Source organism: Promicromonospora alba, from assembly GCF_042654905.1.
Classification (GTDB): Bacteria; Actinomycetota; Actinomycetes; order Actinomycetales; family Cellulomonadaceae; genus Promicromonospora; species Promicromonospora alba.
In genome coordinates, this window is record NZ_JBHSFI010000005.1 from 474,756 (window position 1) to 493,056 (window position 18,301).

An 18,301-nucleotide genomic window follows, 5' to 3' on the forward strand; every position below is an offset into this window, starting at 1 on the left:
GTCGGTCCTCAGTCCTCGATCGGGAACACAGCGGTCCTGGTCAGCGAGACGTCGACGAGCTCCATCCCGGCGAGCCCCAGCGGGGCCGCGACGGTCACGCGTACGCGCGCGGCGCCGTCGACGACGATTGGGTTCACCTCTCGCAGGTCGAGCTCCTCGGGGACGGTGCGCTCCACCACCGCCTGCCAGTCCTGGCCCAGGCTCAGGGCGCGGGCGCCGTTGCGGGCTGCCTCCTGCGCGATCGACGCCGTCTGCGCCACGGTGATGCCCTGGATCGACAGGAGCGCCACGAGCACGATCGTGAACACGATGCCGACGAGCTCGACGCTCGCCTGTCCACGTTCGCATGCCGATCCGTGCTCGCGGCGCCGTTCGTGCTCGCGGCGGGGCCCCATCAGCCCTCCCGGTAGACGGCGGCCGACGACGACGCGGACAGGTCCACGCCCGGGACGAGCGTCGAGACGGTCACCCGCACGCTCACCGTGTCGGCCAGGACCTCGATGTCCGAGTCGCTGACCGTCGCCCGCAGCGCGTCCGGCAGCCGTTCCCGCACGTCCTCGCGGACCTGCTCGACCACGTCGTCCCGGCGTATGCCCCCCGCGTCGTAGTACCCGAGGACGCCGACCGTGCGTGCCCCCTCCTGCGCGGCGGCGCGCGCCGCCAGCAGGCCGGAGGCCCACCCGATGCCCTGGACGCACAGCACCAGCACCATGAGCACCATGAGGATGACCACGGGAAGCTCGACCGTGGACTGGCCCGCCTCGGGGTCCGAGCGGCCCGGCCGCCGGCGGCGCGTTCGCCTCCGCCCGGCGCCTTCTGCCCCGCCTGCCCTCCGCACCGACCCGGCGACCAGCGACTCCACCTCGGTCGGCCCGTCCGGTGTGCTCTCGTGCGCGGCCCCGGCGTCCCGCCGGAGCGCGGCGACGCCGGCCTTGGCGACGGCCGCGTGCACGGCGGTGGGCGTCTCCAGCAGCGTGGCGGTGTTGACGGCCCCGGAGAACGCTGCCCCGCCGTCCGGCACCGTGAACGCGACCGGGCGCTCCACTATCCGTTCCACCAGCGCCGGCGTCACCTCGTCGCGTGACGTGCGACGGTTGAGCACCAGCTCGACCGTCGCGGGCTGCCGGACCGCCAGCCGGTCCCACTGCGCCAGGGTGCGCCGAGCGGCGCGCAGGGCCGGGAGGTCCGGGGTGGTGACCAGGAGCACGCGGTCCGCGAACTCCAGCGCCGTGGCACGCGGCTCGTCGAGGTGCGCGCCCACGTCGATCACGGCCAGGCCGGACTCGAACCGGAGGGCGTTCACCACCGACCGGACCGCGCCCGGCGTCATCTCCTCGCCGCGCTCCCCCTCGCTCGGGGCCGGGAGCAGGCGGACGCCGCCCGGCACCTCGTACGTGGTCTCGCGGAGCATGCGCCCGGTGACCTCGCCCTCGACGGCGGCGAGGTCGACCACCGACCGGCGGGTGCGCACTCCCGTGTACGCGGTCAGGTCGCCCGCCCCGAGGTCCAGGTCGACGAGGATGGTGTCCCTGGCCCGCCCCGCCCGGGCGAGCAGCAGCGCCAGCACGGACGTCCCGACGCCGCCCTTCGCCCCGGCCACGGCCACCACCTGGCCGCTTCGGCCGCCGTTGCGTTCCGCGGCGATCGAGGCGCGGGCCGTCGCCGACCACGACGCCACCGCCTCCAGCCGGGTCAGCACCTCCTCGAGGCCCGCGTTCCGCGCGATCACCGACCGTGCCCCGACCTCCATCGCCAGGGCCATGGCCTGGCTCATCTCGGCCGGGCTGTGGGCGTCGACGACCATCACGATGCCGGTGAGCGGACTGGTCAGGCCGACGGTCCGGGCCACCGCGTGCCCGTGCCCGTCGTCGGCCGCCTCGTCGACGACGACGATCCCGATGTCCGGCTGCCGGTCGAGCGCCGTCAGCACCCCGGCACCGTCGGACACCGCGGCAGCGAGCTCGAAACCGTCGGACTCGGCGAACACGTGGCCCAGATGGTCCCGGACCTCGTGCGACGGAGTCGCCAGCAGCACCTTGGTCACCATGGTCAGTCCCGTCCCTCGGGGATCGTGCCGTCATAGACCCGCTGCTCGGCCGGCAGCAGGTCCTCGTCGCCCGCGCCGCGCAGGGCGAGGCGCAGCTTGACGGAGAAGGACTCGACGTAGGCGAGCGTCAGCGCGTCCTGGGTGCTCAGCGCGAACGTCACCGGCAGGCCGCTGGTCGTGGTGGACAGGTCGTCAGGATCATCGACGGTCCGCGGGAGGCCGACCTCGAGGACCAGCACGTTCGAGACCCACACCCGGGAGACCGGCCGCACGTCCCCGCTGCCGCCCATGGTGGCGATGATGTCGACGTGGTCACCGGGCTCGACCTTGCCCGCAACGCCCGTCTCGGCGTCCACGAGGATGGCGACCTCGCGGAACCCCGGCTGCACGCCCGGCCGCTCGACCAGCATCCCTGCCTGCAGCATCGAGCCCTCCTCGTAGGCGGTGGCCGCGACGAGGTCGGCGGTGTCCGCCACGTCCCGCACCGCCGTGTCGGGTGCCCAGCGCTCCGGGACGCTGACCAGGTCCAGCATCGACTCGTCGACGGGCTCCAGGGCATCCACCGACCGGTTGAGCTGGAGCACGGTCACCATGGGTCCCACCTGCGTGCTCACGGTGCGCACGTAGTAGAGGACGCTGACGAACACGGCGACGGCGAGCATCGAGGTGACGACGAGGAAGAACACTCCACGGCGCTGGCGCGGGTTCAACTGATTGCTCCCAGGTTGTCGGGCAGGTTCGGACGGGGCTGGTCGGGACGGAGAAGATCCGCGCGCGGGAGCCGGGCACGCCGCTCCGTGACGCCGCAGAAGATGCAGGCCCCTGCGACGGCCCGCCCGCAGACGTCGCAGGCGCCCCAGCGGTACGAGGCGGACACGGCCGCGGCGACCGCCGAGCTCAGGGCTCCGACGACGGTCGAGGCCTCGAACCAGCGCGCCGCGGGCCAGCCCGGCAGTGCGTCGTTCAACGTTGTGTCAGGGCTTCGAGAGAGCAGGTCGCCACCGTCGGCGGGCACCACGGGCCGGGCGGAGCGGGCCACGACGAGCAGGTCGCCGCCGTCCGGGAGCCCGAGACGTCCGCCGAACCGGCCCACGGTGCCTCGGACGGGGTCGACCACGAACGCCGTCCGCGGCAGGTAGCTGCCCGCGTGCTGGCGGAACGTGGGCGCAGGCCGGTCCAGGCCGGCGACGCTGGAGAGGAGTACCCGGGTGGCCGTCCGGGAGAGCACCTCGGTGGCCACCGCCTGCGCGGCCGACGCCGTGAGCCCTTCGGTCGAGATCCCGGCCAGCAGCACCGCCCACGCGGTGACCGGGGCGTCCACGTGCAGCAGGCCGATCCGCTCGGGGCCGAGGACCAGCCGGGCCGACCGGGCGACGTCGCGGGCGTCGTCGTCGCGGGTGGCGACCACCACGTCGTCGGCGAGCAGGCCGGCCACCGCGGTGAGCACCTCGCCCAGCGTGCGTCCGACCCGATGGACCGCCGGGTGCACGCCGTCGGGCGCGCCGATCGCGATCACCTGCACGGCTTTCCCCTCGTCAAGTGCTCCACCAGTGCCGCCCCCGCAGACATTGACATCCTCACATCCAATTGGGACATATCCCCCTTATTGGTTGCCATTTCGACAAGAGTTCGTGGGGTGTTCACCGACATGCGCGAGCCTCTCCTCAGTGCCGCGCAGGTCGCGCGGTCTGCGGTACGGAGCACGACGCTCGATGACGGGAGCGCACTGGTGAAGCAGGTCCGGCTCGTGGTGGACGGCGACACCGTCGTCGACGTCGAGGTCGCCGACACGGTGCTGACCAGGGCACGCGGGCTGCTGTTCCGCGGCGCGCTGCCCGACGCGCTGCTGTTGCGGCCGTGCACCTCGGTGCACGGCGCGTGGATGCGTGTGCCGCTCGATGTCGCACTGCTCTCCGCCGATCTGCGGGTGCTGCACACACAGGTGCTCCGCCCCTGGGGCATGACCCGGCCGCGCCGCGGCGTCACCCAGGTGCTCGAGGCCCCGGCCGGGAGCTTCGCCCGCTGGGGGCTGCGGCCGGACAGCCGCCTGACCCTCGACCTCACCGCTGCTTGAACTTCACGACCTTGGTCTCGGGGTCGTAGTCGTAGATACCGGTGAAGCCCCAGTTGATCCAACCGCCGTCCCCCTTGTTCTTGACCGTGCCGGAGTTCAGGGCGATCACGTCCATGCCGTCGACGGTGGCCAGGTGCACGAACCCGAACAGGTTGCTGAAGGAGAAGTTCTCGAAGTCCTTGACGACCAGGATGTTCTTGTCGGGAAAGGCCTTGGAGTACTCGTCCACCAGGGAGCGGACCCGGTCGGCCCGGTCGCCGGGCACGTCGCCGCCGTAGTTCGTGCCGGGGTAGGTGCCCTCGGTATACATCGGCGACTCGTTGTCCACGTACTGCGCACCGAGGTCGTGCCGGGAGTCGACGCGGCTGGTGGGCGGGTCGGAGTAGTCGTTGCTGTAGTAGCCGTCGGGCATCTTGAAGTCCTTGGCCCGGCACTGCGGCGCGGGGGACGTGGTCTGCCGGTTGCCGTCCACGTCAGTCACCTCGAACGACGACTCCGACAGCGTGCGGGTGTCGTCGACCGTCGTGAACTCGACCTTGAACAGGTCAAGGCCCTCCCACTTGAGACCGAACCCGCCGCTCCCGGTGACCCGGTCCATGTCGTACTTCAGCTCGCGGACGTTGGCGTAGTCCTCGGCGGCCTCGTACAGCTCGCCGCCCTCCCCGTCCTCCCCGTTGATCTCGACGTCGCCCTTGATGAGGTTGCCCTCGCGGTCGCGGGGGAAGATCGTGTCGATCTTGGGGCCGAGTGTGTCGCGCAGCTCCGGGTACTGCTCGAAGTCGATGATCAGCTCGCGCTTGGAGAGCGTGCCCTCCTCCCCTTGCGAGCTGTATCCGCCGGTGACCTTGAAGCCGTACGGCAGCACGACGTCGACGTCGATGCCCCCCTTGTAGAGCGTCCGCAGCACCTGGTCGTCCATGGCGATGATGAGGCGGGACAGCTTGCCGTCCTTGTTCCACACCACCGACGTGCTGGTGGTGCCCTTCCACTCGGCGCCGAGCTGCCCCTTGCCCTTGCCCGCGCCGTTGCTGTTCTTGGTGAACGGCTGCTTCCCCGACAGCTCGGCACCGATCAGGAACCCGCCGATGTCCGACGACGTGTAGGTCGCCTGCCGGCTGCCGTCGGACCACCGGCGGTCCTCGACCTGGACCTCACCCTCGTAGCCGCCCTCGACCGTGCCCTTCAGTGCGATCGCGCCGGTCTGCGGGCCCCACTTCAGGCCGCCCTTGAGCTTGACCTTCTTGATGTCGCTGTCGGCCTCGGCCAGCTCGTGGTGCTCGGGCTCCTGACCCCGCAGCTCCTCGGCCTGCTCGACATAGGGGTTCCTGCCGCAGCCGCCGGCCCACTGCTGCATGGCGCCGGAGCAGCTCTCCTGCTTGCCGTTGACCTCGTCGTACTTCTTGTACCAGTCGATCCAGTCCTGCGCCTTGCGCATGTCGGTGAACTCGTAGGTCTTGTCCTTCGAGTAGCCCGTGATACCGGCGATGTCGAACGCCACGGGCGTGCCGCCCACGTCGCTCCCGCTGACTCCGGCCCCCATCTCGACGCCGGTCAGGATGTGGATGCGGATGCGGCCGTCACCCAGCTTCTCGATCAGCGTGCCGTTGCTGTTGCCCCAGCGGAAGAACAGGAACTGGACGTTCTCGCTCTCGACATGCCCCGTGGCCTCGATCACGCACGGCGGCTCCATGCTGGTGTACTTCGTGGTGACGCAGTTGGCCAGCTCGCCAGAGCGGGCCGCACGGTCCTTGCCGGGAGCCGCGTCCTCGTAGGCCTTCCACTCCTTCTCGCAGCCCTTGGGCACCGGCAGCTCGCGGCAGCCCACCTGCACCTTCGGCGGCGCGTCCTCGTCGAACTCCCCGCTGGTCGGCATCGTGTTGACGCAGCTCGGGTCGTTCGGGTCGTCCTTCGGCGGCCCCCAGCCGTTGATCACGCAGTCCGCGAAGTCCTGGATCTCCTCCTCCAGGTAGACGCGGTCCGCGCGCGGCCGGTCCTGGTGTCCCGCGGGCTGGTGCTCCTCCATGCAGTTCTTCGGGTTGGGATACCAGACACAGTTGATCTGCACGACCTCGGTGTCCTCCGCCGCTGCGGGGTTGTCCACGAGGTCGAAGGTCACGTCGTCCTGGCAGTCGCCCGACGGCGGGCCGTAGCCGTCTCCCGGCGACTCCTCGCCCCCGGGGTCACCGGTCGCGCTGGTGCAGGTGACCGTGCCCGGTTCCTTGCCCACCGAGTTCACCGCGCACACGAGCTGGTCACGGACGTCGGCCGCGACGGGCGCCACCGCGACGAACAGGAGCGCGACGAGCACGAGGAGGAACCCGACGACCGCGATGTACTCGGGCATGGCCTGCCCGGCCTCGCGGTCGGGGTGCGGCGGGCGGGCGCTGCCGGCCCGGCGCGGCCGGCCGGCCCGCGGCGACGCGGTGCTGCGGCGGCTCGGGGGCTCGGCACTGGTCACTCGCCCAACCTAGAGAGCGGACCCGCAGGTCACGACGGCCCGGCGGCCCAACTGTGCGCCCAGAACGACTGGGTCCCCGGGCCCAGTCGCGCCGTGCACCACGAACGGACGAGGAATGCAGAGTGCTCTCTTCGCATGGTGGAGCGGCGGCCTTACCGGAATGCGCTCAGCGGGCTCGCCGTAGGGGGCCGACAAGGGACTGTCGGTGACCTACCCTTCCGTCGACGATGTCCCGGACGTGGGCACGGAAGTTCGGGCACGAGGTGATGTCGTGTGCTCGGCACTCGAGGGCGTGACGCGTCATCTCGCGGGACAGCTCCATCTCGGCCATCCGCCGTTCGAGGTCCGCGATGTGTTCCTCGAGGATCACGTGGCGGTCGTAGGCGCCGCCGTCGAGCATCACGCGGATCTGCTCCAGGCTCATGCCCGCCGCCTTGCTCCGGATGATCGTGGCGACGCGGAAGGCGTCGTCGGAGCCGTAGCGGCGTCGGCCGGCGCCGTCGCGGGCCGGGCTCAGCAGACCCATCGCCTCCCAGTGGCGCAGCACGTGTGTCTCAAGGCCGAACCGCACGGCCAGGTCGCCCACTGACCAGATGGACTGATCTCCGGGAACAGGAAGTGACTTCATGGCGCCATGGATTCACAGGCCGAGCACCACCCGCAAGCCCCTGTGGGTGATACCACGGGTTGCCGCCGCCTTCCAATCTTCGAGATCACAAGCGCGGAACGGCGTTTCCGTATGCTTGAGCCGGTGGTGTTGGGCGGACGCCGCCGACCCTGCCTGTTCCGGACATTTCCATTCGGGCATTTCAATGACGAGCAGCTTTACGTGGGGAGCGTCGCGTGACCGCCACTGGTGACCTCCGGGTCGACTGGGTGGTGCACCGGCCCAACGTCGTACGCTCGGTCGCCGCACGCGTACCCGGCATCGACGCCGAGGAAGCCGCCAGCCGCGCCCTCGAAAAAATGGTCCGGATCGTGTCCACGGGCAGGACCATCGAGGACCCAGCCCCCTACTGGCGCCGCGCCGCGGTCAACGAAGCGATCTCGATGACCCGCGAGGCGGGACGCGCCCACGTGGTCGAGGACGACACCCTCGACCGCCTCGCACCACCCGTCGCCGGGGCAGAGCTCGACGCCGAACGCCACGCCGACGTCACCATGCTCCGGGCCGCGCTGTCCGACCTCGCCGACGACGACCGCCAGATCCTCCTGGAACGCCACGTCCACGACCGTGCGGTCGCCGACATCGCCACCAACCTCGGGGTGCGGCCCCACGCCGTGACCATGCGGTTGCGCCGGGCCGAGGAACGCCTCGCCGGTGCGTTCGCCGCAGCCCACGCCCAGGGCGTCAACGAACCCGAGTGCCGGACTACCCGCGCCGCCATGCACGACTACCTCAAGGGACGCCTCCTGCCCCGCCGCCAACAGCGGCTCGAGGTCCACATGGACGGGTGCGCCGAGTGCACCAGGGCGTTCGTCGACGTCCGCGAAGTCTCCTGGATGCTCCGCGACCTCGGACAGCACCTTCTCACCGGCGGCTGGGCCACCGGTGCGGTCGGCACCGGCGCGATCGGCGTGGGCGCGATCGGTGCAGGTGGTGCGAGCAAGGCGCAGCCGCGCTCGTTCGGGAAGAAAGAGACTGCCGTGGCCGCCGGGGTGCTCGCCGTCCTGGCAGTGGGTGCGGGTGCGGCGGCGCTGATCGCCAACCAGGGCGACGAGCTGCCGGTCCAGGCCATCAAGGAGGGTGAGCCACCCAGCCTGCCGGGTCTGCCGGAGCCACCCGCGCAGGCGCTACCCCCGACCATCCCGCCCACGGACCCTGCGCCGCGCCCGGCGACCACGCCCAAGGAGGACGCCGTCCCGGCGCCGGCACCCGAGCCGAAGGCGGCCGAGCCGGAGCCGGCGGACGACCCGCCGTCCGCTCCGGACATCGAGCCGGCCGTGGACCGGCCCGCGCCGCAGGCGCCCGCCGACAAGCCCGCCGCACCAGCTCCGGAACCGGCCCCTGAGCCGAGACCCGAGCCGAAGCCGACCCCGCCGCCGGCTGTCGATTCCGGCGGGCCGCCCGGAAATCCCGGCAATCCCAACGGCCGAGGCCCCACGAAGTACAACGCCCAGGGTCCCGGGGATACCCAAGGTCCAGGGAACGGCAACGGGCGCGGCAACGGCCGCGGGGCCGGTCACGGGAACGGGCAGGGCAACGGGCGCGGTGACGGTCAGGACGACGGCCGCGGGAACGGCAAGGGCCACGGGAACCGCGGCGGCATCGGAAAGGGCAACGGCCGGAGCTCGGATCACGGCAAGCGGGACGCGAGCGGGTTCACCGTTCCCGGCCTGCCCGGCACGCTGCTGGGCGGCATCGGCTGAACGGCCTGCGGGCTTGTCGCCTCGGCGGCCGGGTCTCGACAAGCCCGACCAACGGGGTGGGTGGCGACCAGCGGCTACGTCAGGGGTTCAGCTCACCGTCGAGCACACGCCTCAGCACCTGCTCCCGCTCGTCGTCGAACCTCCCCGAGGCCAGCCGAGCCAGCGCGTCCCCCAGGGCCGCGACGCCACCGTCGACGGCAGCCAGGTGGGCGACGACCGCATCGAGCCGGTCCGGGTCCGCGACGGTCAGGTGCGGGGCCAGCGCACGGACCTGCGCGCCGTCGGACAGCCGTGCGATCAGGGCTGTCGCGCTCGCGCGTACCTCCGGGGCCTTGTCGACCACCAGGGTGGCGACGAGCCCGGCGTGCGCCTCCAGGTTCCGCGCGGCGAGGTCGAGGAAGGACCGTTTGCCCGCCGCGTCGAGCGCGGTCACCACACGCGCCAGGATGCCCGCGTGCCGCACCAGGAACGCGTCACCCGCCATGTTCCGGACCAGGGCGCGGCGCTGATCGCTCGTCCGGTCGCGGCGCACCAGCACCTGGAGCACGACGGCGACCGCCGCATCGTCGGGCAGCCCGTACTCGCGGACCACCTCGGACATGAGCTCGGGCGTCCAGCGGGCCAGCGTCTCCTCGACGCCTTCGCTCCCCTGTCGCCCTCGGGCGCTCGTGGTGAGCCGTCCGACGTCGTCGACAAGGCGGACGAGCCGTTCGGTGACGTCAGCGCCGTCGTCCCGGGACACGCTCGTCAGCAGCCGTCCGAACCGGGCGAGCACCGGAGCCGGCGCCGTCCGGTAGACCGTGCGGCGGGCAGCCTGTGCGCCGTCCTGGGTCCAGCCCGGGTGCGCGGCGGCAACCGCGTCGAGTCGCGCCCCGGTGACGACGGCGTCCGGCCGCGCGACCAGAGCGACGTCAAGCGGCTGCTGGTTGGCCAGGGTATGCAGCACGTGCGGTGCGGCGCCGTCGAGCACGTAGCCCACGGCACGGTCGTAGAGCTCCGCGTGCACAGGTCTGAGGGGGGCCAGGCAGTCCCGCACCGCGTCCGACGTGTCCAGCTCGCGCATCGCGCTCCGTCACCTTGGTTCTCACCGGGGGCTGACGCCGGCCCCACGGCTGTGGTGACGGCGCCCCACTGTGCGCCTCCAGCACCAACGGTGACAAGGAAAGACCGAACACGGATCTCAGGTGGCGGGGGTGATCACGTCCTCCTACGGCATGACCGGCTGAAGCCGCAGGAGGACGCGCCGACGCGGATCAGTGCTCGTCGTAGTGGTCCCCGTGGACGGCGTGCTTGTGCCCGTCGTGGACGTAGTCCGTGTGGTCGTCGTGGGGAGCAGCCTCGTGCCCGCAGTCCGGACCGTGCGCGTGCTCGGTCGCGGTGTGCTCGGCGACCGACTCGTGCTCGTCGTAGTGGTCGCCGTGCAGCGCATGGCGGTGCGTGCCGTGCAGGAAGTCGACGTGTCCCTCGTGCTGCACTGTCGCGTGACCGCAGCTCTCGCCGTGCTGGTGCTCGGTGGTCGTGTGCTCTGCGTGGATGTCGGTCTGGCTCATGGTGCTGGCCTCCGTAGTGGCTTCGACGCCTACGCCGGCGTCAACCCACATTTGCACGGGCCAGGGGTTCCTGCCGGGCCATGGAGCGACTTCTGCGCTTTGTCCGGCGGCTCCGGAGTCCGGCGAGCGCGACGGCGCACACCGACGTCAGGACGAGCGCCGCGGCGGGCGCGAGCGTGGTCCACGGTGCGCGTTCCACATAGTCGATGCCCTCGCCGAGCAGCAGTCCCCACTCGGGGAGCGGCGGCTGGGCGCCCAGGCCGAGGAAGCCCAGCGCCGCGAGCGCCAGCGCGACCCCGGGCAGGCGGAGCATGCCGTGCCGCAGCAGCGGTCCTACCGTGGCGGGCAGCACGTGCCGCGCCCAGATCTCGGGGCGGGAGACGCCCGCGACCGGGAGCCATCTGATGTGGGGCATGGCGTTCGCCTCGTCGATGAGCGCCGTGGCGTGGGCGGTCAGCGGTGGCCAGGTGACCCACAGCACGGCGAGCGCCGCGCCGCCGACGGAGGGGCCGAGGAGCGCGGCGATGATGACGCCGGCGAGGATCGGTGGCGTCGCGTTGGCGATCTCGGCCGGTCCGCGGGCGATCTCGCCGAGCACGGCCAGGAGCAGCGCGACGGCGATGGCGACCAGGATGATCCCCACCGAGGGCAGCAGGGTGCCCAGCGTCCCGTGCGCGACGCGCGCCAGGAGGTCCCGCCCGCTGGCGTCCGCCCCGAACGGCAGCTCCGCGCTCGGCGGCGCGAGGCGCGGGTGGGCGATCGTGTACGGGTCGCGGGGCAGGCCGAGGGCGAGCATGAGCCCCATGAGGCCGAGTGCGACGCCGACGGTCCAGCGCGCGGCCCGGTCGTCGCCCCGCCGTTCGGGCGGCGGCGGGAGCGCGCCGGGTGGCAGCGGTCCGCCGCGCAGGGCGCGCCGGGCGAGGCCGGCGAGCAGGCCGACGACCAGTGCCGCGAGCGCCATGAGCAGGACGCCGGCCTGCAGGGCGGGCAGGTCCTGCGCGTTGGCGGCGCCGAGGAGGTAGCGGCCGAGGCCTGGGATCGCGAAGACCTGCTCGACGGCGACGGCGCCGCCGAGCAGGCCGATGAGCACGAGCCCGAGCTGGTCGACGACCGCGGCGGCGGCCCGGCGGAGGACCCCCGTGAGGATGACACGGTGGCGTGCGCCGGCGAGCAGCCAGACGCCGACCCAGCGTTCCTCGGTGACGCCGGAGACGGCGTCGGCCAGCAGGCGGCCGAGAAGGCCGCCCGCTGGGATACCCAGGGCGAGCGCGGGCAGGATCGCGGTATCGAGCCCGCTCCACCCGTAGGGCGGCAGCCACTGCAGCTGGACGGCGACCACCACGAGGAGGGTGCTCGCGAGGAGGAACTCGGGCAGCGCGGTGAGCGCCACCCCGACGGGTCCGGAGCCGCGCTGGGGGCGGTCGCGGAGCACCCGCAGCGCGGCGGGCGTGACGATGGCGGCCACGATGACGAGCGCGACGACCGCCGCGAAGGCGGTGAGGGTCATGGAGACGCCGAGCGCGTTCCAGACCCCGGGCCCGATCTCGCCGCCGCTCACCCAGGAGGTGCCGAGGTCGCCGCGGAGCACGCCGGACCACCAGCGGATGCTGGTGACCACCGGGCCGCCGTCGAGCCCGAGCTCCGCACGGACGGCGGCGAGTGCCTCCGGCGTCGGCTCGAGCTCGGCGTAGCGGGCGCGGAGCACCGAGGCGGCGGGGTCGCGCTGCGAGAGCCAGGGCAGCGCCCCGGCGACGAGCAGCAGCGCGACCCCGCTGACCAGCCGGGAGGCGATCCCGAGGGCGTTACTGTGCCGCATCGAGATGGGTGTCGGCGGTGATGAGGATGCGCTCACGGGGATCCCGGGCGGCGTCCGCCACCTGCTGCGACTCGCCCTGGATGACCCGCTCGTGCAGGAGCGGGATCGCGGCGTCGGCGGCGAGCACCTGGGCCTCCGCGGCCATGCTCGCGCGCTGACGCTCCTTGCCCGGCTCGGTCTGCGCGGCGCGGCTGATGGCCTCGTCGACGTCGGGGCTGCACAGCTGGGCGATGGAGAAGCCGCCGTCGCAGGTGAAGTCGGAGGCGAGGTAGGCGACGGGGTCCCCGGAGTCGAGCACCGTGGCGCGGGAGAGGATGAACGCGTCGAACGTGCCGTCCAGCGCGTCGGCCTCGATGAACTGGTACTCGCGGACGTCCTGCTGGACCTCGAAGCCCGCGGCCTCCAGCTGCTGCTCGAGGATGACGGCGACCTCGGGCAGCTCCGCCCGGTCGGTGAAGGTGCCGAGCGTGATCTTCACGCCGTCGACCTCGGCCGGCGTCGCACGGTCTTCGAGCGCCTCCTGGTAGGCGGGCTCGGCACGGTAGGCGGCCGCCCACGGCAGCGCCGGCCCGAGCAGGCCCTCCGCGACGTCGGCGCGGCCCTCGTAGACGGACTCGATGATCGCAGCGCGGTCGACGGCCTCCCGTGCGGCGGCGCGGACGGCAGGGTCCGCGAACGGCCCGGACTCGGTGTTCAGGTACAGCGTGTTGGTCCGCGGCATGGGCACCTCGGTGATGAGGTTCTCGTCGATCGACGCGGCCTGCCCGGCCGGGATCGCCTCGACGACGTCCGCCTCGCCCGTCCGCAGGGCAGCGGCGCGGGCCGTGCCGTCGGGCACGTACCGCACGTCGATCCCCGCGGCCTGCGCGGGCTCGCCCCAGTAGCCGTCGTAACGCTCCAGCGTCGCCCCGACGACGCCGTCGATCGCCGTCAGCTCGAACGGCCCGGTACCCGTGCCGGTCGGGTCGACGCCGCTGTCGGTGTAGGCCTCGGCGTCGAGGACCGCCAGCTGCGGGCTGGAGAGCCGGTGCGACAGGAGCGGGTCCGGCTCGGCGGTGGTCAGGACGACGTCGTCGCCGTCGGCCTCGACCGTCAGCTCGACGCCGTCGAGGATGCGCGGCACCGGGCTCGCGTCGATCGCGTGCTGGAGCGAGTTGACCACCGAGTCGGTCGTGAGCTCGTTGCCGTTGTGGAACGTCACCCCCTGGCGGACGGCGAACCGCCAGGTGGTGTCGTCGACCTGCTCCCACTCGGTGGCGAGCGCGGGCAGCGCCTCCCCCGCCTCGTCGAGGACGACCAGCGTCTCGGCGGTGGCCCAGCGCGAGAGCTTGAAGGCGTCGTCGCTCAGCGGGCTGAGGCCGGAGCGCGGGGGCTGCAGCATCGCGACGGAGATCCGCTCGTCGGATCCCGCGCCGCCGGCCGGGGCCGGCGCGGCGAAGCACGCGGTGAGCAGGGAGAGCGACAGCGGGATGGTCACGAGCGCGAGGAGCCGGCGAGGCATGGGGCGGCGCGTCAGGGGGTTCATCGGGATGGTTCCGTTCATGGGACGGGAGCGGTGATCGTGAGCGTGCGGGTGCAGCGCTCTGCGACCGCGGGGTCGTGGGTGACCAGGAGGAGCGCGATGCCCAGCTCCCGGGTGATGGAGAGCAGCGCCGCCGAGACGGCGCTCGCCGTGTCGGCGTCGAGCGCGCTGGTGGGTTCGTCGGCGACGAGGACTGCGGGGCCTGGCGCGACCGCGCGGACGATCGCGGCGCGCTGGGCCTGCCCGCCGGAGACCTCCGACGGGCGGCGTCCGAGCAGCTCCACGTCGAGCCGGGCCAGCTGCGCGGCCCGGTGCACCCGGGACTCGGTGTCGCGGTCGCCCGTGAGCCTGCGCACGGCCTGCTCGATGGACCGGCCGAGCGTCCAGCGCGGCACGAAGGCGGCGAGCGGGTCCTGCGGGACGCCCTGGACCAGACGGCGTTCGCTCCGCGCCGGGCGGCCAGTGGGTGTGCACCACTCGTCGCCGCCGACCAGGACGCGGCCCCCGGCCGGGGTCCGCAGACCCAGGGTGATGTCGGCGAGGGTCGACTTGCCGGCGCCGGACCTGCCGACGACCGCCACGGACTCGCCGGGGTAGACGCCGAGGCTCGTCGGGGCGAGGACCATGCGGGCCTGGGCGCCGTGGCCGTGGACGGCGGTCACGCGCTCGATGGTGAGCGTCGGCGGGGTGGGCTGGCCGGTCACTGGATGCTCCCTGATTCGGCGCCCGGTCCGGCGGCTGGGGACAGCTCCGTCACGACGCCGTCGGACACCGCGAGGTGACGGGCGCCGAGCGCCCGGACCACCGCGATGTCATGGGTGGCGACGACGAGCGTCTGCCGTAGGCTCACGATCTCCTCCAGGAGGCGCAGCGTCTGGTCCCGGGACTCGTGGTCGAGCGCGCTGGTCGGCTCGTCGGCGAGAACCAGCGGTGCGTCGGTCAAGGCCGCGAGCGCCACGCTCGCGCGCTGCGCCTGGCCGCCCGAGAGCTCGGTGGGACGACGCCGGTGGAGCGCGGGGTCGTCGAGCCCTACCGCGGCGAGCACCGTGCTGATCCGGGCGGGGTCGGCCCCGGTCACCATCCGCAGCTGGCGGGCGAGCGGGATGAGCGGGTGCAGGGCGTCGAGGCCGCGCTGCGGGACGAAGCCGATGCGCCCGATCCGCGTGGTGCGCTCCCCGGTGAAGCGGAGGCCGGTCGGCCACCGCCCGGTGAGGGTGCTGAGCAGGAGCGACTTGCCGCTCCCGGACGGCCCGGTGACCGCGATGCGCTGCCCCGCAAGGACATCGAGAGAGGCGATCGCGAGGAGCTTCGTACCGTCGGCGGTGCGCACCTCGGCGTCGCGCAGGGACAGGATCGGGCGGTCCACCTGCTCCGGCCCGTCGACGCTGTCCTCGTGCTCGCGGACGGGTTTGATCAGGTGGTGACTCATATTGAGAATCATTATCGCCCAACCGGCGATGTCTTGACAAATGCCGCAGCCCGGCAGGCTGGTGGCCTGCCGGGCTGGTTGCCGCGGACGGGGGGCGTTGGTGGGCGCGGGCCGGTCAGAGCAGGCCGGCGAGGCCGAGCGCGAGACCGAGCAGGGCGCACACGCCGAGCGTTCGCAGCACCGACCAGCGCACCACGAACAGCAGCAGCGCCGCGACGACGGCGATGCCCAGCGCGGCGGGCTGGATCGTGGTGAGGTCGGGGACGTCGAACGACAGCGGACCGGCGGTCCACGGGTTCGAGGTGGCGAAGAGCGTGTGCGTGGTGAAGTAGAGGGCGAGGTTGGCGATGACGCCCACGACCGCCGCGGTGATGGCCGTCAGCGCGGAGCTCAGGGTCTTGTTGCCCCGGAGGCGCTCGACGTAGGGCGCGCCGAGGAAGATGAAGAGGAACGAGGGCACGAAGGTGACCCAGGTGGTCAGCAGCGCGCCCAGCACGGCCGCCGCCCACGGGTCGAGGTCACCGGGGTTGCGGTAGGCGCCGAGGAACGCGACGAACTGCACGACCATGATGAGCGGCCCGGGCGTGGTCTCGGCCAGCGCCAGCCCGCGCGTCATCTCGCCGGGCGTGACCCACGCGTAGGTCTGTACCGCCTGCTGCGCGACGTAGGCCAGCACCGCGTAGGCGCCGCCGAACGTCACCAGGGCGCTGCCCGAGAAGAACAGCCCCTGCTGGGTGAACACGCTGTCGACCCCTGTCAGCAGCGCGACCGCGAGCACCGGGAGCGACCACGCCAGGAGGCCCAGCACGAGGACCCGCAGGGCCCGGCGGCCGGACGGCTTCTCGGTGTGCAGGGCGTCGTCGGGGATGAGCGGGGCGGGGCCGTCGGCCTGGTCGCTGCGCGGTGTGGTGGCGATCCAGGCCGGTGCGCAGCGGTGCACCAGCCACCCGATCACGCCGGCGCCGAGCACGACGAGGGGGAACGGCACCGCGAAGAAGGTGAGCGCCACGAAGGCCGCGACGGCGAGGACCACGAGCGCGGGGCTCCTCAGGGCCCGCTTGCCCACTCGGAGCACCGCCTGGACCACGATGGCCAGGACGGCCGGCGCGAGGCCGGCGAACACCGCCGAGACGACGGTGGTCTCGCCGAAGGCGACGTAGATCGCGGACAGCACCAGCAGCGCGATCATGCCCGGCAGCACGAACAGGCCGCCCGCGACCAGGCCCCCGCGCCAGCCGTTCAGCAGCCAGCCCGTGTAGACGGCGAGCTGCTGCGCCTCGGGCCCGGGCAGGAGCATGCAGTAGTTGAGCGCGTGCAGGAACCGGCCCTGCCCGATCCACCGCTTCTCGTCCACGAGGGTGCGCTGCATGACGGCGATCTGCCCGGCCGGGCCGCCGAACGTCTGCCACGAGATCGCGAACCAGGCGCGCACCGCGGCCCGGAAGGGGATCAGGTCCCGCGGTGGCGACGCGGACGCAGAGGTCGCGCCGGACTCGTCGTCGGTCATGTCGCTCGTCACGGTCAGATATAACCACGCCCATCCGTCCCGTACGCCGGGCGAATTCGACCATTATTTGGCAGAATGCCCGCATGGCCCCACAGGGCCACGCACTGATCGACAGCACAGCCGCCGAACCACCCAGGCGAAGCACCCCCCATATCGCTCCGCGCACAGGGTGAATGACAACCGGAATTCCATGCCTCTGCATGGATACTTTCCCGTATGCCCGCCAACAGATCCGGGCAAGACCAGGTGAAGGACCGAAATGCCACCCAGCACCACCAGCTCCGTGCTCGAGGGGATCGAGACGTCGATCTGCCGGCAGTACGGCGAGCACTCCCCCCACACCGCTTACCCCGACACGACGGCAGACGGCGAGTACACGGCCGTCGTCGACCAGCCCGCGCTGCCCGGAGCCATCGAGACCGCCACGTTCCGGGTCTGCCGCGGAGCGGCCGTGGACCTCTCCGACCGCTGGGCGTTCTTCGACGACCTGGCGCCCGCCGCCGCCTTCGTCCGCGCGGGCCGCACGTCCAACATGATGGCGTCGTGGGACCTGTTCGAGGCGGCCGAGGTCCGGGCCTTCTGCGCCAGGCACCACCGCGAGGAGGCAGCCCTTCTGCTGGGCCGTCAGGTCTACGAACGATCCGAGATCCACGCGCACGCCGCGCGGTTCGCCGCGGCGACCTCGGCCCGGACGCACGCCGCCTCCTGGCTCGGAGCGCTGCTGCGGCACTCACCGGCCCGCTAGCAGGGCGCAAGCCGGCCCGGCACGAAGGTTCTCGTGCCGGGCCGTCGCCGTTGCCGCCCCGGTGTCAGCGGACTCCGGACCGCGCCAGAGCACCCGCGACGAGCAGGGACACGGCACTCTCCAGGCCAGAGCCCAGGTCCACCTGGAGCCTGGTCAGCGAGGGGTCGGCGGCGTAGGCGGCGAGCGTGCTGGCGGACGGCCTGCAGTACGTCGACATCGCGCCGGCCAGGAGCAGCGCCGTCATGCATACCGTTCTGGCGTTGTCGCCGAGCTCCGGCAGGTGGTGGTGGAGCAGCTCGACGACGGTCTCGAGGTTCGCAAGGGCGGACCGCTTGTGGCGCAGGACGACGTCGACGGACACGTTGTGCTCCAGGACACCCGCCTGCGCGTTGGCGAGATCGCACAGCACGGTGTGGCGCGCCAGCGACCCGCTGAGGATCACGGCCAGCTGCTCACCACGCTCCCCCGCCGAGAGCCGCAGATCGACGCCGGCAGCGAGTTCGTCCGACACCTCGGCGATCCACACCTCCAGGGCGTCGGTCAGCAGCTCGAGCAGCACCGCCTCACGCGACTCGAAGTAGCGCAGCACGTTGGACTTCGCCAGCCCGACCCGCCGGCTCAGCTCGTTGAGGCCCACCTCGGCCGCCGGCATCTCGTCGAGCATCGACCGCGCCGTGTCGAGGATCGCCTGGCGCCGGATCTCTCGCTGCTCCTCGCTGCGTGCTCGCTGGAAGGTCATGTCCGCCAGTTTACAGACCGCCAGTCTATTGACAACAGACCACA

Annotated in this window: 17 protein-coding genes; 3 read left to right on the plus strand and 14 right to left on the minus strand. The window is 72.5% G+C overall.

Annotated features, from left to right (window positions below):
• Positions 1-8: 8 nt before the first annotated feature.
• Genes ACFO6V_RS17145 through ACFO6V_RS17160 form a run of 4 tightly spaced genes read right to left on the minus strand, consistent with a single transcriptional unit; the run spans position 9 to position 3,569 of the window.
• The gene (locus ACFO6V_RS17145) at positions 9-395 is read right to left on the minus strand and encodes a TadE/TadG family type IV pilus assembly protein (RefSeq protein ID WP_377137255.1); all 387 of its coding nucleotides are present in this window, start codon (positions 393-395) and stop codon (positions 9-11) included.
• On the minus strand, positions 395-2,047 hold the full coding sequence (locus ACFO6V_RS17150) for a hypothetical protein (RefSeq protein ID WP_377137257.1): 1,653 nt from the start codon (positions 2,045-2,047) through the stop codon (positions 395-397). The genes ACFO6V_RS17145 and ACFO6V_RS17150 overlap by 1 nt, the downstream gene beginning before the upstream one ends.
• Positions 2,048-2,049: 2 nt before the next feature.
• Positions 2,050-2,757: a Flp pilus assembly protein CpaB gene (cpaB, locus tag ACFO6V_RS17155; RefSeq protein ID WP_377137259.1), complete on the minus strand. Its 708-nt coding sequence runs from the start codon at positions 2,755-2,757 to the stop codon at positions 2,050-2,052.
• A complete protein-coding gene (locus tag ACFO6V_RS17160; RefSeq protein WP_377137261.1) occupies positions 2,754-3,569 on the minus strand; it encodes a hypothetical protein in 816 nt (271 codons plus the stop codon). Before ACFO6V_RS17160 ends, cpaB begins: the two co-directional genes overlap by 4 nt.
• A gap of 126 nt (positions 3,570-3,695) precedes the next feature.
• Between ACFO6V_RS17160 and ACFO6V_RS17165 the strand changes: the two genes are divergently transcribed.
• Complete coding sequence (locus ACFO6V_RS17165; protein ID WP_377137263.1) at positions 3,696-4,121, plus strand: DUF192 domain-containing protein; 426 nt, start codon at positions 3,696-3,698, stop codon at positions 4,119-4,121.
• Here the strand turns inward: ACFO6V_RS17165 and ACFO6V_RS17170 are convergent.
• Positions 4,108-6,579: a hypothetical protein gene (locus ACFO6V_RS17170; RefSeq protein ID WP_377137265.1), complete on the minus strand. Its 2,472-nt coding sequence runs from the start codon at positions 6,577-6,579 to the stop codon at positions 4,108-4,110. The two genes, ACFO6V_RS17165 and ACFO6V_RS17170, sit on opposite strands and share 14 nt — an antisense overlap.
• Positions 6,580-6,745: 166 nt before the next feature.
• Complete coding sequence (locus ACFO6V_RS17175; RefSeq protein ID WP_377137267.1) at positions 6,746-7,207, minus strand: MerR family transcriptional regulator; 462 nt, start codon at positions 7,205-7,207, stop codon at positions 6,746-6,748.
• Between the two features lie 215 nt (positions 7,208-7,422).
• Here ACFO6V_RS17175 and ACFO6V_RS17180 point away from each other — a divergent pair, with 215 nt between their 5' ends.
• Positions 7,423-8,949, plus strand: a complete 1,527-nt coding sequence (locus tag ACFO6V_RS17180; RefSeq protein ID WP_377137269.1) for a sigma factor-like helix-turn-helix DNA-binding protein — start codon at positions 7,423-7,425, stop codon at positions 8,947-8,949.
• 79 nt (positions 8,950-9,028) lie between these two features.
• On the opposite strand, the gene ACFO6V_RS17185 is transcribed toward ACFO6V_RS17180, so the two are convergent.
• The 7 genes from ACFO6V_RS17185 to chrA form a co-directional block, all read right to left on the minus strand.
• Complete coding sequence (locus ACFO6V_RS17185; RefSeq protein ID WP_377137271.1) at positions 9,029-10,012, minus strand: hypothetical protein; 984 nt, start codon at positions 10,010-10,012, stop codon at positions 9,029-9,031.
• 190 nt (positions 10,013-10,202) lie between these two features.
• A complete protein-coding gene (locus ACFO6V_RS17190; RefSeq protein WP_377137273.1) occupies positions 10,203-10,499 on the minus strand; it encodes a hypothetical protein in 297 nt (98 codons plus the stop codon).
• Positions 10,500-10,539: 40 nt separating this feature from the next.
• Positions 10,540-12,315, minus strand: a complete 1,776-nt coding sequence (locus ACFO6V_RS17195; protein WP_377137275.1) for an ABC transporter permease subunit — start codon at positions 12,313-12,315, stop codon at positions 10,540-10,542.
• Entirely contained in the window at positions 12,302-13,840 is a 1,539-nt protein-coding gene (locus ACFO6V_RS17200) for an ABC transporter substrate-binding protein (protein WP_377137277.1), read from the minus strand. The genes ACFO6V_RS17195 and ACFO6V_RS17200 overlap by 14 nt, the downstream gene beginning before the upstream one ends.
• Positions 13,841-13,854: 14 nt before the next feature.
• Positions 13,855-14,541 (minus strand): ABC transporter ATP-binding protein, encoded by a 687-nt coding sequence (locus tag ACFO6V_RS17205; RefSeq protein ID WP_377137279.1) that lies wholly within the window; start codon positions 14,539-14,541, stop codon positions 13,855-13,857.
• Complete coding sequence (locus tag ACFO6V_RS17210) at positions 14,538-15,266, minus strand: ATP-binding cassette domain-containing protein (protein ID WP_377137281.1); 729 nt, start codon at positions 15,264-15,266, stop codon at positions 14,538-14,540. Before ACFO6V_RS17210 ends, ACFO6V_RS17205 begins: the two co-directional genes overlap by 4 nt.
• A 115-nt stretch (positions 15,267-15,381) precedes the next feature.
• Complete coding sequence (gene chrA, locus ACFO6V_RS17215) at positions 15,382-16,785, minus strand: chromate efflux transporter (RefSeq protein ID WP_377137283.1); 1,404 nt, start codon at positions 16,783-16,785, stop codon at positions 15,382-15,384.
• Positions 16,786-17,032: 247 nt separating this feature from the next.
• Between chrA and ACFO6V_RS17220 the strand changes: the two genes are divergently transcribed.
• Positions 17,033-17,518: a hypothetical protein gene (locus tag ACFO6V_RS17220; RefSeq protein WP_377137285.1), complete on the plus strand. Its 486-nt coding sequence runs from the start codon at positions 17,033-17,035 to the stop codon at positions 17,516-17,518.
• Positions 17,519-17,582: 64 nt separating this feature from the next.
• Here ACFO6V_RS17220 and ACFO6V_RS17225 read toward each other — a convergent pair whose 3' ends face one another.
• The gene (locus tag ACFO6V_RS17225; protein WP_377137287.1) at positions 17,583-18,257 is read right to left on the minus strand and encodes a TetR/AcrR family transcriptional regulator; all 675 of its coding nucleotides are present in this window, start codon (positions 18,255-18,257) and stop codon (positions 17,583-17,585) included.
• Between the last annotated feature and the right edge of the window lie 44 nt (positions 18,258-18,301).